This is a genomic window from Streptomyces sp. NPDC033136 (assembly GCF_055578235.1).
The window spans coordinates 1-12,043 of sequence record NZ_JBVIPD010000046.1 but is presented as its reverse complement, the minus strand read 5'-3'; the positions used below and the strand labels follow the sequence as shown (position 1 = coordinate 12,043).

Here is a 12,043-nt window from a genome sequence, read left to right as displayed (position 1 = left end):
CTACACCGAAGTCATCCGCCCGCGACCAGCCCGAGCATCGCGAACCCCGCGCACACCAGACCCCTGACCTGCAACGTCACGATGCACACTGCTCAATGGCGTCAATCTGGACGATCTTGTCCTCGGTGGCCGCAAGGCTGACGGTCAGCTGCTCGACGTCGCCCAGCCATCCTTCGCGTTTGGCCTCTGTGATCCTGGCGTGGAGGTTCTCGCGGATCTCTTCCAGGCGGGGCCGCTCGCCTGGCCCCACGATCAGTACCGGGCATCGAACACATGCGTGTTCGTGCACGCAGTTGCTTCCGTATGCTCGGCCGCACTGCCCCAGGGCAAGCTTGCGCCGCTCGAAGTGCCCGAGGAACTCCTGCCACTCCTCGTCGGTCACCGCCCGGTACTCCGCGGCGGGTCGAAGGCCGCGACGGCGGGCGATGAAGGCTCGGTGGGCTTCGATGGCGTCTGTGGGATAGATCGCCGCATAGCCCATCGTGGTGTTGATGCTGTCGTGACCTGCGATGACCTGCGCGATGTGCGGAGGCAAGCCGTTAAGAATGGCGTCGGTGATGAAGATTCGGCGGAAGTCGTGCGGCTGGAAGGTCAGCGGCTGTCCGCTGGCGTCGGTGATGCCGGTGTCGGCCAGCAGTGTGTTGAGCGACTGGCGGATCGTGGCAATGGAGATCGCCCTGTTCTCACCGCCCACAGGCCACTGGTAGAGCAGCGGCATGGGAGGGTTCCAGACCTTCTCGTGCAGGTCGTAGGACGGGATGCTCGGCACCCTGCCATCCCGGCCGCGAACTCGGCTGATCACGGCGCTGAGAACGTCGGCGAGCTCCGGGCTGACCAGCAGGAGGCGTTCTTGATCCGTCTTGGACGGGGCGATCTGCAGGAGCGGGATCACTTCTCCGGTGGTCGGCAGCTTGTAGCTGATGATGCTGTGGTGGCCGAGTTCCTTGAGTTCTTCGATGCGCATCCCGGTATGCCGGAGGATCTCCACAGTTGCCCAGCCGTAGAAGGCCAGCTTTTCCTCTGTTCGGAAGTCGTGCTGTGTTCCTGTGGCGTCAACGACCTTTGAAGGTTTGCCGTCGGCTCGCTCGGTGGATCGGGGCAGGGTGAAGCTCTCGCCGTGCACCGTGATGGTGGCTCCCAGGTCAGCCGCTTCCAGTGCCTCCAGGCGCTCCCGGGCTTCTTTCAGCCGACGGGCAGCTGCCTGCACCAGCGCGGGCAGGACTGGCAGCCTCTCCCGGGTGCGGGCGTCGGATCTGGCGCGGACCTCCTGCGCGGCCTTCTTGGCGGAGCAGTCGGCTTCGGTCACTGGGGTCGGGGCGGCCCACATGCGGTGGCCCGCTGCACCATCGAGCGCCTGATGCGCGAGCTCGGCATCCAGGGCGCGGTGCGCGGCAAACGCGTCATCACCACGATCCCCGGCGGACAGGCCCAAAGGGCCCCCGATCTGGTCGACCGCGACTTCGTCGCCGCCGCTCCGAACCGGTGCTGGGTGGCGGACTTCACCCACGTGAAGACCTGGTCCGCGACCGTCTATGTCGCGTTCGTCGTGGACACCTTCTCCCGCCGGATCGTCGGCTGGTCCGCGGCCACCGTGAAGGAGACCGTCTTTGTCCTGGACGCTCTGGAGATGGCCATCTGGCAACGCGATCGCGACCAACAGTCCGTTCAGCCAGGAGAGTTGATCCATCACTCCGACGCCGGGTCGCAATACACATCGTTCAAGCTCGCCGAGCACCTGGACGCCGCCGGCATCGCGGCGAGCATCGGATCCGTCGGTGACGCGTACGACAACGCCCTGATGGAGTCCACGATCGGCCTGTTCAAGACCGAGTTGATCAAGCCCCAGCGGCCATGGAAGACGCTCTCCCAGGTCGAGTTGGCCACCGCCGAGTGGGTCGACTGGTACAACCACCGCAGACTCCACGGTGAGATAGGCCACCTCCCGCCCGTCGAATACGAAGCCAACTACTACACCGAACTCACGAAACCCCAGGTCACAACCACAGTCTGAGATCTCTATGGAACCCGGGGCGGTTCACCAGGTCACCGGCAGCTCGATGAGGCCGCCGGTCAGCACGTCACTGCGGACCCGCAGGTCCTCGACCGGCACGGCAAGCCGCATGCCGGGAAAACGGGAAACCAGCTGGCCAAAGGCCACCTGGAGTTCCATGCGGGCCAGGGGTGCGCCGATGCAGTAGCGCACGCCGTGCCCGAAGGTGAGGTGCGCGGTAGCCCGCCGGGTGACATCGAAGCGGTCGGGGTCGGCGAAGACGGCCTCGTCGTGCCTTGAGGCCTCGGCCGCCCTCGAGGACGCCCAGCTGCAGCAGCACATCGACCGCGACCGCGAGGACCTGGCCGACGACGAACGCGGCCCGGCCGAAGTCGGCGAGTGGGAGCACATCGCGCAGCTGCTCGCCACCACCGGCGGGACGTACGACCCGAAGGCCGACGCCGTCGTCCAGGACGAGCTCGCCGCCGATCAGCGAGCCGCAGCAGCCGAGCAGCAGCGCCTCCAGGAGCAGCAGCAGCTCGCCGCCCGCGCCGACGAACTCGCCGCGCTCTCCACGGTCCGGCCGACTCGGCCGGACCGTGGAGAGCCGGCCGGGAGACGAGGCCGCCCGCGACCTCCTGGCCCACCGAGGCGACTACCACCCGGTGGTCGACGGCTGGCTGGCGCAGGCCCTCGCCGACCGCTCCGGCCACTACGCCGACCCGGCCGCGCGCACGGACGCCGTCGGCTCGCTGCCCGCAGCGGTGCGAGCCCACGCCGCCCTGCTCGCCGCGCTTGCCCGCACCGGCGCCCCGGCCGCCGACGGCGAGCTGGAGTTTGCCGGCCGACTCGCCCAGGCCGACCCGGAGGCCACCGACGCACTCGCCGCATGGATCGAGGCCCGCGGCCGAAGCAGCCGGTGAGCGCCGCCGACCCCGTGGTCGCCACGTGGGTGCAGGCGACGGGCTGCGGCACCCGGTACGAGGACCTGACGGCCGACGGACAGGTCCACGTCGACTACACGCCCCCGCTCGGGGAGCCCTGGTTCGAGGGCGACGACGACCCGGACTACAACCCGATCTGCTCGTGCCCGCGCGTCCCGAAGCAGTTCTGCATGGAGTGCGCCAGCTGCGCCGCCTGCGGGCAGTGCACCGGCCCGCACGTCTGGCCGCCGCTCCGGAACTGACCGACCCCAGTCCCCAGCACTCCGGGGAGGCGAGGGGGGCACCGGCCGCCTGTCACGCTCACCGTGCGTCACACCGGGGGTGTCACGCGCCCTGTCACGCCCGCCGGGCCACCATGCGACAGCATCCGCCGAATGTCCGTATTGAACGCTTTTTGAGTGCCGAGAGGGCTCCGAACCCCCGCTCGGGCCCGATCCGGCGTGACAACGGGACAGCGTGACACCCCTGCCCGGCGGCCCGGCCGGGTCATCACGCTCCGCTCACGCCGACCGGGTCAGTGAAAGCCCCGGAACGCCGCGTCGTGGTGGCTGAGGGAGACAGGCGTCTCCACCGGGCGCAGCCAGCGGATCGGCACGGTGAGTGTGGTGATCCGCGGGAGTTCGACGGTTCGCCGTCGGCATCGAGCAGCATCCCGGAGATCTGGTAGCCGTGGCCGGGCGGAAGGCCGGCCGCCTCCGCCTGGTCCTCGGTGAGCTCCACCGTGACCCGGGTGCTCGCCCCCATCACCAGGCCCTGCGCGGTCCGGGCGGCGGCGTCGACGTCGACCACGGCCAGCGGGAAGTACGTGCCGCGCAGCCAGCTCAACGGCCACCAGGAGTCGCCCATGGTCGTCGGCCGGTACCGCCGCACCGGAAGCGCGAGCGGCACCTCGCAGCGGTACGTCTGCCCCACCTGGACGTCCTTGGTGCGCATACCTCCAGCGTGCTCCCGGCCGGGTCCCGGCGCCTGAACAGCCAGCAGTGAACAGTCCGACCTGTGTCATCGACCCCCCGTTTCCCCAGGTCGTCGTGACCATCTGTGTCACTGTCCAGATGTGTCATCTGTGTCATCGGGTGGGTTTCGCCGTACCGTCCCGGAGCGCCCCGCCCCGGCGATACCGTGGTGACACACGCCAGAGAGAAGCCCAGGAGTCCCGGATGAGCGAGCAGCCGGCCCCCGCGCCCGTGCCCGACCGTCAGCCCCTCGATGAGCACGCCGCCGCGTCCGCCCGCGCGTACGCGGCCGACCAGCGCGCGAAGGTCGACGTCCTCGCCTCGGTGCTGGAGGACATCGCCGCCAACGGCTACCCGTCCCCGGAGACAGGCGTGCTGTGGGAGGACGCCCGCGACACCCACCTGGAGCGCCTTGCCGGTGAGCAGCCCCGTGTCGCCTGAGCACGCACCGCGCCGGTCCCAGGTCGTCCTGGTGGAGCCCGCGCTGAGCCAGCTGGCGAAGCTCACGGCGAGCGAGACGCACCGCCTGGACCGCGCGATCGTCGCGATCAGCGTCAACCCCGACCTGGGCACCCCGGTGCCCGACACCCTGCTGCGCGACTACGTCGACGCCGTCGACGGGGTCCGCGTCATCTACTACGTCACGGCCCTTCGACAGATCACCATCGTCGCCTACGTTGAGGCGTAGAGGCCTCCCGAGCCCATGCAGCGCCCCGGATCTTGTGTGGTCCGGGGCGCTGCTGCGTTGCCGCGGTGACGCTCCAGGACAAGCGTGTTCGGCTTCCAGCCGAACTTCGCCAACGGCCCGACCCGGCGCCCCGGATGCTGGACCCTCACGGGTATGACCACCGCCACGAGCAGCCCTGCGAGAAGGAGCTGAGGTGCCGTCCCTCATCAACCGACTCATCGCCTGCCGCCAGATCACCGCGATGCGCATGCTCCTGCAATGCTCCACTGCCTCGGTGATCCTGCGGCAGGGGCCAACCGCACAACCGGGCACAGACCCGGCCTGGTTCGCCTTCCTGTGCCCGGCACACTCCGAGGACCTGCCCGACTGGCCCGCCACCGTGGGCCACACACCGACGACGGCCTGACGCTCGACTGCGGAACCATCCTGGACTTCCGGCCAGCGGAACAACTGCTCCAGTCGCACGCCGACCTGTGGCTGACGCCCATGACGGGGGTACAACCGCCAGCGCGCAACGACGCCTGGGTCGACGTCCTGGACCAGGCCTACCAAGTGCTGAACGCCCGAGCGGAAGCAAGCACCGACAGCGAGAACGACCCCCTCCAGAGCGTTCTGCTGATGATGGGCATGGCCCGCCGGAATGCGGCCGAGGGCAACCTCTTCCAGGCGGCCCACAGCCTGACCTTGTGCGAGTCGCTCGTCCAGCGCCTGTGACCCCCGAGACCGGCTCACGGACGCCGCTTCAGACGGGCAGCCAGCTGTCATGCTGGGCAGCCTGAACTCCCACCTCCGGCCCCTTGGAGAGCTCGTGGACCTGATCGCCACCGGCGAACCCGTCATCACGCAGGACGACACCCAGGTCCACGTCGGCATCGACCTTCAGCAGGGGACGCTCACCCTCAGCCGGAACGGCAACGACTTCGCGGCGTACCACGCCCTGGTGATGTTCGCCTCTGCCGACGCGAGCCCATGGGTAGCGCAGCACGTCAAGTTCACGGCCACAGGACCGGACGGCAAGTCCGTGGAAATGACCGTGGACCTCCTCAACAACTCCTGTGATGCCCCCCGGGCTAGCGTTTCCACAGCGATCTGGGAGGTCGTGGCCCTCGCCGCGACCTCCGCCGGAGACATCGGCATCACCTACGCGCCTCCCGGCCGCACCTGATGTAGGCGTGTCGCGAACGGCGTGTCGGTGAGAACCGACTCCGCTGCCCCCGACCACCATCACCTCGCGCGGCAACCCACTGCTCCATCGGGCTCGGGGCCTTCTTCGGCAAGGTGTCGCGGCGGGACTGTGCGATGGTCCGGGTGACGCCCATGGAGTTCGCCAGCGCCGTACGAGCCGCCCTGTGCGGCGTGCTGGCGAACTGCGGCGTCCCGGACACCCTTAGCAGACGCGGGTGGCCTTGAGGGCCTGGACTATGTCGTCGTGGTCGGCGCCGGCGAGCAGGTTGAGCACGGCGGCCGCGGCCGGGACGAGCACGGCCATGTCCTCGCCGCCGGTGGTGCCGGCGCTCAGCTCGGCCGCCGTCTCGAAGGCGATGATCCGGGCGAGGCCCTTCGACTGCTGCTCCATGAGGACTCCGATCTGGTGCGCAGCGGGGAGGGCGTCCGGGCCGAAGAGCGATGACACTCGAGGGCTGCCGTCCGGCGGCTCGACGGGTGGAGCGGTCAGGCGTGCTGGGCGAGGTAGCGGGCGGCGGTGTCCACGAACTGCCCCTGGGCCATCGTGGCGCAGCATTCGCACGACCCGGGCGGCGCAAGGGTGCTGCACGAGCAGCAGGCCGGCCTCGGTCGGGCAGCAACGGGATGCAGCGATGCCTCGTCCGTCCGCTGCAACGGGACTGCCAGCCATCGCGCAGCAGCACCGGTTGTTCTGCCCCCAAGAACCACTGGCTTGTTCTGCTGTTCCCGAACAAGCCGACTTAGATGGTGCTACCGGTTTGATCGCAAGGGCACGAAGAAGGTGCCACACCAGGGGTGAAGCGCCTGGGGGGCTTCGCGGGCTCAGGAGCCGTTGCAGGGCCGGTCAGGGGCCTCGGTGGGGTTGTAGCCGGTGGGGGCGATGTTGGCCACCTGTCGGCCAACATCTGCGTGGACAGCGGCCCCACGGACGACCTGGCGATCAGTGACTGTGTCCTGTTGGGTCCCTGCTACTCAGTCCCTGGACAAAAGTGCAGGTCAAACGGGCATGAGGCTCAGTCGAGGGACTCAAGGGACTCTCATTCGGAATTATGAGCCAGCCTTGTGTGCAGGTACGCGCGGGCGCATCTGACTGTCTACAGGTGGTACCTGGCTCATAATTGGGGATTCCAGTCCCTACAGTCCCTTGCAAGTGGTTCATTGTGCCTCCGACCTGCGGAAATGTTCAGGGACTGTAGTGAGGGACCAAAAGGGCTGCGGCAGGCGACGGCGTGCCTGCCGCTCCGTGGCCGGTCGGCGGCTGTAGCGGCCTGGGGGCATCGCTCAGTGATGAGTCCGGCCTTGTTCACAGCTGCGCTCAGGCTCCAGTCCCTCGCCTCGCGGCAAAGCATGGGCTGGCCGGTTATGCGAAAGTGCAGTCCCTCCAGCCACTCTCAATTCGGACATTGCTCCCATGGGTTGCGCCGTGGAGCGACTCAAGGGACCGTAGGGACCCTAAAAGCTGATAGGCCGCCACGCGGGGGAGCTGCTGCCCGCCATCGCCCTTGGGTTCTAGACTCTCTTCCGAAACACAGTCCCTACAGTCCCTTGGGACCCTCACTACATGCGGTCACTGCGTCAGCTGGGGCCTGTCAGGGACTGAAGGAAACGAGAACCTCGAAGAAGGACGACGCGTGCCCGGCCCCAGCGCGACGAGAGTGCCTGCAGGCCCTACGAGGCCTGCCACACCGCATGCCGTTGCCCGGTGGTGCGCTGAGCAGGGCTGGCCTGTCCATCCCCTTGCGACGGGCCGCAAGACGCCCGCGGGAAACTGCGCAGCCTGCAAGAATCAGCACCATCAGCCAGCCGGCTGCCCCTGCCTTCCCGCAAACCGTCCATGTCACGGGTTCCACGCCGCGACGACCAACGCCGCGCGCATCGACGCCTGGTGGTCCCGCACGCCGTCCTGGGGCGTCGGCGTGGCCTGCGGGGGAGCCGACCTGATCGTCATCGATATCGACGCGCACTCCGCGCCGGTCCCCGACCGCAACCGCCTCCTGCCTGGCATCGCCATCCACGACTCCGTCGACCTGAAGGGTCTGGCGTCCGGCTTCGACACCCTGGCGCTCCTGGCGGCACTACGCCGGCAACCCAGTCCCGCCGACGACGACAGCACGCTGCGCGTGCGTACCCCCTCCGGTGGTCTGCACGTCTGGTACCGAAACCCCCACCCAGCCACACGCTTCCGCTGCTCGACCGGATCCAGCTCCAAGGTCGCCCTCGCATGGCAGGTCGACGTACGGGCTGACGGCGGCTACATCGTCGCTCCCACCACCCGCACCACCCAGGGGACTTACCTGCGCGAAGGGCCGACCCGACTGCCGGCGCCCCTGCCCGAATGGCTCGGCGAAGAACTCGTGAGAACCGGCCATGTGATCCAGCGCCCACCGGTCCGCCCCAAGCCCGAGGTCCCCCGCGCCCGCCGTCCCCGAACCGCTGCCGACGGGCAACGTGTCCTGGACCCCTTGCTCCTGGAGGTCGCTGAGTGCGCGGCCACGCGTGAAGGCGCGGCCTTCACCGAAAAACTCAACAAGGCCGCATACACCGCCGGAGGACTCACGGCAGCCGGGCATCTCGACGAACGCACCGCACGAACCCAGCTACTCGAGGCCGCCGAGGCTGCACGCCCCTGGCAGAGTGCCCGCAACGAACGCATCGTCGACGACGCCCTCGCCGCCGGGGCCGCCCGCCCGCTCCACCTCGAAGGACGTTCATGAGCAGCGCCGAGACCCCGCGCTTCGACGCCAGCGCCGCCGCTCAGCAGATGCTGGACCTCGAACAGGCCTCCCAGCCGCCCGCAGCCCTGCCCGCCCAGGCCAACACCTCCCCAGCCACCCCTTCCTGGGCGGAGCCAGCCCCCTTGCCCGGCACCCTCACCGACCGCGGCAACGCCAAACTGTTCGTCAAGCTCTACCGCGACCAGTTCCGCCACGTCGAAGGCCTGGGCTGGTTCTCCTGGGACGGCTACCGCTGGAAGCGCACCGGCGGCGAGAAAGCCGCCCTGTGGGCCGCGGGCGAGATGGCCGAGGACATGCCGGACAGTGACCCGCGCGGCCTGTTCAGCGACCGCGAGCTCCACCACCACAAAAAGCGCACCCTGTCCACCACCGGAATGAAGGCACTCCTCACCCAGGCCAAGGCATCCCCGGACCTCTCCGTCGATCCCGACACCCTCGACGGCGACCCCTACGCCTTGTGCACCCCCGCCGGCGTCGTCGACCTGAACACCGGCCTGCTCCGCAAACCCGACCCCACCCGCGACTTCCACTCCCGCGCCACCAGCGTCGCCCCCCAGCAGACCCCCACCCCGCGCTGGCACCGCTTCCTGCACGACACCTTCGGCGACGACGCCGAAGGCCAGGAAATGATCAACTTCCTGCACCTGCTGCTCGGCTACTCCATCACCGGCGATGTCGGCGCGCAGGTCCTGCCCTTCCTCCACGGACACGGCAAGAACGGCAAGTCCGTCCTGCTTGACACCATGATCCAGGTCCTGGGCGACTACGCCGACGCCGCCCCACCCGGATTCCTCATGGACCGCGGCGCATTCTCCGAGCACTCCACCGAGCTCACCGAACTCCACGGCCGCCGCCTCATCGTCTGCAGCGAACTCAAGCCCAACGACAAGTTCGACGAAGCCCGCGTCCGGCTCCTGACCGGCGGAGACAAAATCAAAGCCCGCCGAATGCGGCAGGACTACTTCTCCTTCAGCCCCACCCACCACCTGTGGCTACTCGGCAACCACCGCCCCGAAGTGTCCACCGGCGGCTTCGCGTTCTGGCGCCGCATCCGCCTGCTGCCCTTCGAACGCACCGTCCCAGACCACCGCAAGATCGACAACCTGGCCTTCGAACTCGTCCGCGACGAAGGCCCCGGCATCCTGCAATGGCTCATCGAGGGCGCCCGCCGCTACCTCACCACCCGCGACAACCTCGAAGGCCCCGACCGCGTCCGCATCGCCACCACCGCGTACGCCAACACCGAAGACCACATCGGCCGCTTCCTCACCGAATGCTGCACCCGCGACCTCGAAGCCCAGCCCGACCTACGCGTCGAACAAGGCCTCCTCTACACCACCTACGCCTCCTGGTGCAGCAGCGGCGAAGGCATCCGCCCCGCAGGCGCCCGCGCCTTCGCCACCCGCGTCCGGCAAGAGGTCGGCCTCGCCTCACCCGCCGACATGATCAAATCCAACGGCCGCAAGTACTACCCCGGCCTCGCCCTGCTGGACACACCCTCATGAACCAACCCCCACACCACCACAGCGAACCACCGCGCCACCGCCCCGCCCATCAGGGCACCCAGATGCCCCTACCCGCCCTCACCGGCCCGGCCTACCATGAAGCCGCCAGGGCAGGCTCAACAACAGGCGGCACACCACACTACGAGGCGGACCGCCATCCAGCCCCGCACGCCAAGGAGGGCAACCAGCTATGAGCTCGCTACTGACCGAGGGCGATCTCACCCACGAAGCACACGTCGTGTGGCTGGAAAACCCCGAAAACCTCGACTACGTCCGCCAAGCCCTCGACAAAACCCCCCGCCGCCGCAACAAGCCCCGCTACGCCCGCGACGGCCGCATGGTCGGCTACGCCGAACTCGACGACCACGCCGAAGCTGACCCTGACAGCGGCCTCTACCGCCGCCGCGTCTTCTTTCTCCTCCCACACGACCGCGACGCCCAGCCCGAAGGCCTCTACCAAGAAGGCGCCCCCGGAGAGGCCGTCGATCCCCGCACGATCGATGTAAGGAAGGTAGGGGAGAAGACCCCCCGCTCACAGAGGGGCCCTGCCGCCATAACCGGCACACGCGCGTGACCTTCTCGCACGGCGCAGCGCGCTGGTTGCAGTACTGCACTACATTGATCTTGAGCGTGCCGCAGGAAACTGCAGGTGTGCCTCGCGCTGGTGGTCCAAGGAAAGACGCCCCACTTCCTGTGGGGAGATGCAGGTGCAAGGCCTGCCCGGCGCTCCAACAAGACCGCTGTCCTTGCCGGAAAGCTCGTCCGCCCAGGTCACGCGGCATGTTCGTACTCGTGGAGGATTCCGCCGAGGCGGTCGCGTCGTCGTATGTCGAGGCGGGTTATCTGCTCTGGGTCCGTGATCGGTCCGGGCAAGGGGTGCAGTGGCCGGGTGTTCGCGATGCCCTGATGCGGCCTGTGGGAGTTGTAGAAGTCCTCGAACTCTCGCAGGGCGTGGAGGAGGTGGCGCTGGTTCCAGATCAGCGTGCGGTCCAGGAGCTCGCGCCGGCAGGTCTGCACCCACCGTTCCATGATCGAGTTCATGCGCGGCATGCGGATCCCGCTGAGCACGACCTTGATGCCCGCGTCCTTCAAGACACCGTCGAACAACTCAGGGAACTTGCCGTCCCGGTCCCGGATCAGGAAGCGAGCCCGGCAGCCGGCGTTTTCCAGGTCCATGACGAGATTCCTCGCGGCCTGGACCACCCAGGCCGCATCCGGGTGCGAGGTAGCGCCCAGGACCCGGACCCGGCGGCTGGCGTGTTCGGTCACCGCGAACACGTACAGCCGCGCCCCGGTCAGGGTGACCGTCTCGAAGAAGTCGCAGGCCACAAGGGCGTCGGCCTGGGAGCGCAGGAAGCCGGCCCACGTGCTGGAACTCCGTTCGGGCGCAGGATCGATCCCGGCCTCCCTCAAGATTTCCCAAACTGTGGAAGCGGCCACCTCGATCCCCAGCACGAGCAGTTCGCCGTGCACTCTGCGGTAGCCCCAACCGGGATTCTCCCGGGCCAGGCGCAGCACCAGGACGCGGATGGAGCGCACGGTGCGGGGCCGGCCCGGGCGGCCCGGCCGGGAACGGGCCGCGCGCCGGCGCGCGAGCAGGTCGCGGTGCCAGCGCAGCACCGTGTCCGGGCGCACCAGCAGCCGCACCTGACGCAGCACACCGCGCGGGAGACGGTGCAGCAGCGCGGCCAGGAACGCCCGGTCGCCCGGGGCGAACCGTGCTCTCTCCTTGCCGAGTTGGCGTTCCAGCACCACGAGCTGATGGCGCAGGGCGAGGATCTCGATGTCCTTGCCGTGGTCGCTCATCGGCAGCAGCCGCAGCATCGCGAACGCGTTCGTCACGGCGAGATACGTCAGTCGCAGCAGCACGGTCGGTCATGTTCCCGCAGTTCCCGGCACACCACCATACCGCCTCCCACCAGGGTGGATGAGGTTCTCGGCAGGGGCAGGACCAGCTCCAGGCCGACGGCCTGGCCCCAGCGGAGCAGTTGGGCGTGGACGCGCCGGTATCCGTAGGTGCTGTCGGACATGTCGAATGCTTTC

The 12,043-nt window shown here is 68.6% G+C and carries 17 protein-coding genes; 11 read left to right on the top strand and 6 right to left on the bottom strand.

The genetic code is table 11. The features are described from left to right. Nucleotides 1-76: 76 nt before the first annotated feature. A complete protein-coding gene (locus ACZ5TL_RS39120; RefSeq protein WP_468595543.1) occupies nt 77-1,306 on the bottom strand; it encodes a tyrosine-type recombinase/integrase in 1,230 nt (409 codons plus the stop codon). 24 nt (nt 1,307-1,330) lie between these two features. Between ACZ5TL_RS39120 and ACZ5TL_RS39115 the strand changes: the two genes are divergently transcribed. Further along, a complete protein-coding gene (locus tag ACZ5TL_RS39115; protein ID WP_468595542.1) occupies nt 1,331-2,011 on the top strand; it encodes an IS3 family transposase in 681 nt (226 codons plus the stop codon). 24 nt (nt 2,012-2,035) lie between these two features. Here ACZ5TL_RS39115 and ACZ5TL_RS39110 read toward each other — a convergent pair whose 3' ends face one another. Beyond that, a complete protein-coding gene (locus ACZ5TL_RS39110; RefSeq protein ID WP_468595541.1) occupies nt 2,036-2,332 on the bottom strand; it encodes a cytochrome P450 in 297 nt (98 codons plus the stop codon). A gap of 257 nt (nt 2,333-2,589) precedes the next feature. Here ACZ5TL_RS39110 and ACZ5TL_RS39105 point away from each other — a divergent pair, with 257 nt between their 5' ends. Together ACZ5TL_RS39105 and ACZ5TL_RS39100 are read left to right on the top strand one after the other, a co-directional pair. After that, nucleotides 2,590-2,913, top strand: coding sequence for a hypothetical protein (locus tag ACZ5TL_RS39105; protein ID WP_468595540.1), 324 nt, complete (start codon nt 2,590-2,592; stop codon nt 2,911-2,913). Beyond that, entirely contained in the window at nt 2,910-3,176 is a 267-nt protein-coding gene (locus tag ACZ5TL_RS39100; protein ID WP_468595539.1) for a hypothetical protein, read from the top strand. Before ACZ5TL_RS39105 ends, ACZ5TL_RS39100 begins: the two co-directional genes overlap by 4 nt. A 247-nt stretch (nt 3,177-3,423) precedes the next feature. Here the strand turns inward: ACZ5TL_RS39100 and ACZ5TL_RS39095 are convergent, their stop codons facing one another. Next, nucleotides 3,424-3,867, bottom strand: coding sequence for a hypothetical protein (locus ACZ5TL_RS39095; RefSeq protein ID WP_468595538.1), 444 nt, complete (start codon nt 3,865-3,867; stop codon nt 3,424-3,426). Nucleotides 3,868-4,091: 224 nt separating this feature from the next. Here ACZ5TL_RS39095 and ACZ5TL_RS39090 point away from each other — a divergent pair, with 224 nt between their 5' ends. The 5 genes from ACZ5TL_RS39090 to ACZ5TL_RS39070 all read left to right on the top strand — a co-directional run bounded on the left by ACZ5TL_RS39090 (nt 4,092) and on the right by ACZ5TL_RS39070 (nt 5,740). Next, nucleotides 4,092-4,328, top strand: a complete 237-nt coding sequence (locus ACZ5TL_RS39090) for a hypothetical protein (RefSeq protein WP_468595537.1) — start codon at nt 4,092-4,094, stop codon at nt 4,326-4,328. Continuing rightward, nucleotides 4,318-4,575, top strand: coding sequence for a hypothetical protein (locus tag ACZ5TL_RS39085; RefSeq protein WP_468595536.1), 258 nt, complete (start codon nt 4,318-4,320; stop codon nt 4,573-4,575). Before ACZ5TL_RS39090 ends, ACZ5TL_RS39085 begins: the two co-directional genes overlap by 11 nt. Before the next feature lie 193 nt (nt 4,576-4,768). Beyond that, complete coding sequence (locus tag ACZ5TL_RS39080) at nt 4,769-4,981, top strand: hypothetical protein (protein WP_468595535.1); 213 nt, start codon at nt 4,769-4,771, stop codon at nt 4,979-4,981. 80 nt (nt 4,982-5,061) lie between these two features. Further along, on the top strand, nt 5,062-5,289 hold the full coding sequence (locus tag ACZ5TL_RS39075) for a hypothetical protein (protein WP_468595534.1): 228 nt from the start codon (nt 5,062-5,064) through the stop codon (nt 5,287-5,289). Nucleotides 5,290-5,338: 49 nt separating this feature from the next. Beyond that, nucleotides 5,339-5,740, top strand: coding sequence for a hypothetical protein (locus ACZ5TL_RS39070; RefSeq protein ID WP_468595533.1), 402 nt, complete (start codon nt 5,339-5,341; stop codon nt 5,738-5,740). A 222-nt stretch (nt 5,741-5,962) separates the two neighbouring features. On the opposite strand, the gene ACZ5TL_RS39065 is transcribed toward ACZ5TL_RS39070, so the two are convergent. Further along, nucleotides 5,963-6,151 (bottom strand): hypothetical protein, encoded by a 189-nt coding sequence (locus ACZ5TL_RS39065; RefSeq protein WP_468595532.1) that lies wholly within the window; start codon nt 6,149-6,151, stop codon nt 5,963-5,965. 1,264 nt (nt 6,152-7,415) lie between these two features. On the opposite strand from ACZ5TL_RS39065, the gene ACZ5TL_RS39060 reads away from it, so the two are divergent. From ACZ5TL_RS39060 to ACZ5TL_RS39050, 3 genes are all read left to right on the top strand, one after another. Next, a complete protein-coding gene (locus ACZ5TL_RS39060) occupies nt 7,416-8,474 on the top strand; it encodes a bifunctional DNA primase/polymerase (protein WP_468595544.1) in 1,059 nt (352 codons plus the stop codon). Then, a complete protein-coding gene (locus tag ACZ5TL_RS39055) occupies nt 8,471-10,000 on the top strand; it encodes a DNA primase family protein (RefSeq protein ID WP_468595531.1) in 1,530 nt (509 codons plus the stop codon). Before ACZ5TL_RS39060 ends, ACZ5TL_RS39055 begins: the two co-directional genes overlap by 4 nt. Nucleotides 10,001-10,190: 190 nt before the next feature. After that, on the top strand, nt 10,191-10,574 hold the full coding sequence (locus ACZ5TL_RS39050) for a DUF6009 family protein (protein ID WP_279541821.1): 384 nt from the start codon (nt 10,191-10,193) through the stop codon (nt 10,572-10,574). A gap of 197 nt (nt 10,575-10,771) precedes the next feature. On the opposite strand, the gene ACZ5TL_RS39045 is transcribed toward ACZ5TL_RS39050, so the two are convergent. Beyond that, nucleotides 10,772-11,869 (bottom strand): integrase core domain-containing protein, encoded by a 1,098-nt coding sequence (locus ACZ5TL_RS39045; protein ID WP_468595530.1) that lies wholly within the window; start codon nt 11,867-11,869, stop codon nt 10,772-10,774. After that, nucleotides 11,854-12,043 (bottom strand): hypothetical protein (locus ACZ5TL_RS39040; protein WP_468595529.1); only part of this gene is annotated, 190 nt, incomplete at its 5' end. The genes ACZ5TL_RS39040 and ACZ5TL_RS39045, both read right to left, overlap by 16 nt.

Coding starts and splice junctions, on each gene's coding strand:
- ACZ5TL_RS39110 (WP_468595541.1), bottom strand. CDS start 2,332: ATGTGCTGCTGCAGCTGGGCGTCCTCGAGGGCGGCCGAGGCCTCAAGG.
- ACZ5TL_RS39095 (WP_468595538.1), bottom strand. CDS start 3,867: ATGCGCACCAAGGACGTCCAGGTGGGGCAGACGTACCGCTGCGAGGTG.
- ACZ5TL_RS39090 (WP_468595537.1), top strand. CDS start 4,092: ATGAGCGAGCAGCCGGCCCCCGCGCCCGTGCCCGACCGTCAGCCCCTC.
- ACZ5TL_RS39075 (WP_468595534.1), top strand. CDS start 5,062: ATGACGGGGGTACAACCGCCAGCGCGCAACGACGCCTGGGTCGACGTC.
- ACZ5TL_RS39070 (WP_468595533.1), top strand. CDS start 5,339: ATGCTGGGCAGCCTGAACTCCCACCTCCGGCCCCTTGGAGAGCTCGTG.
- ACZ5TL_RS39065 (WP_468595532.1), bottom strand. CDS start 6,151: ATGGAGCAGCAGTCGAAGGGCCTCGCCCGGATCATCGCCTTCGAGACG.
- ACZ5TL_RS39055 (WP_468595531.1), top strand. CDS start 8,471: ATGAGCAGCGCCGAGACCCCGCGCTTCGACGCCAGCGCCGCCGCTCAG.
- ACZ5TL_RS39050 (WP_279541821.1), top strand. CDS start 10,191: ATGAGCTCGCTACTGACCGAGGGCGATCTCACCCACGAAGCACACGTC.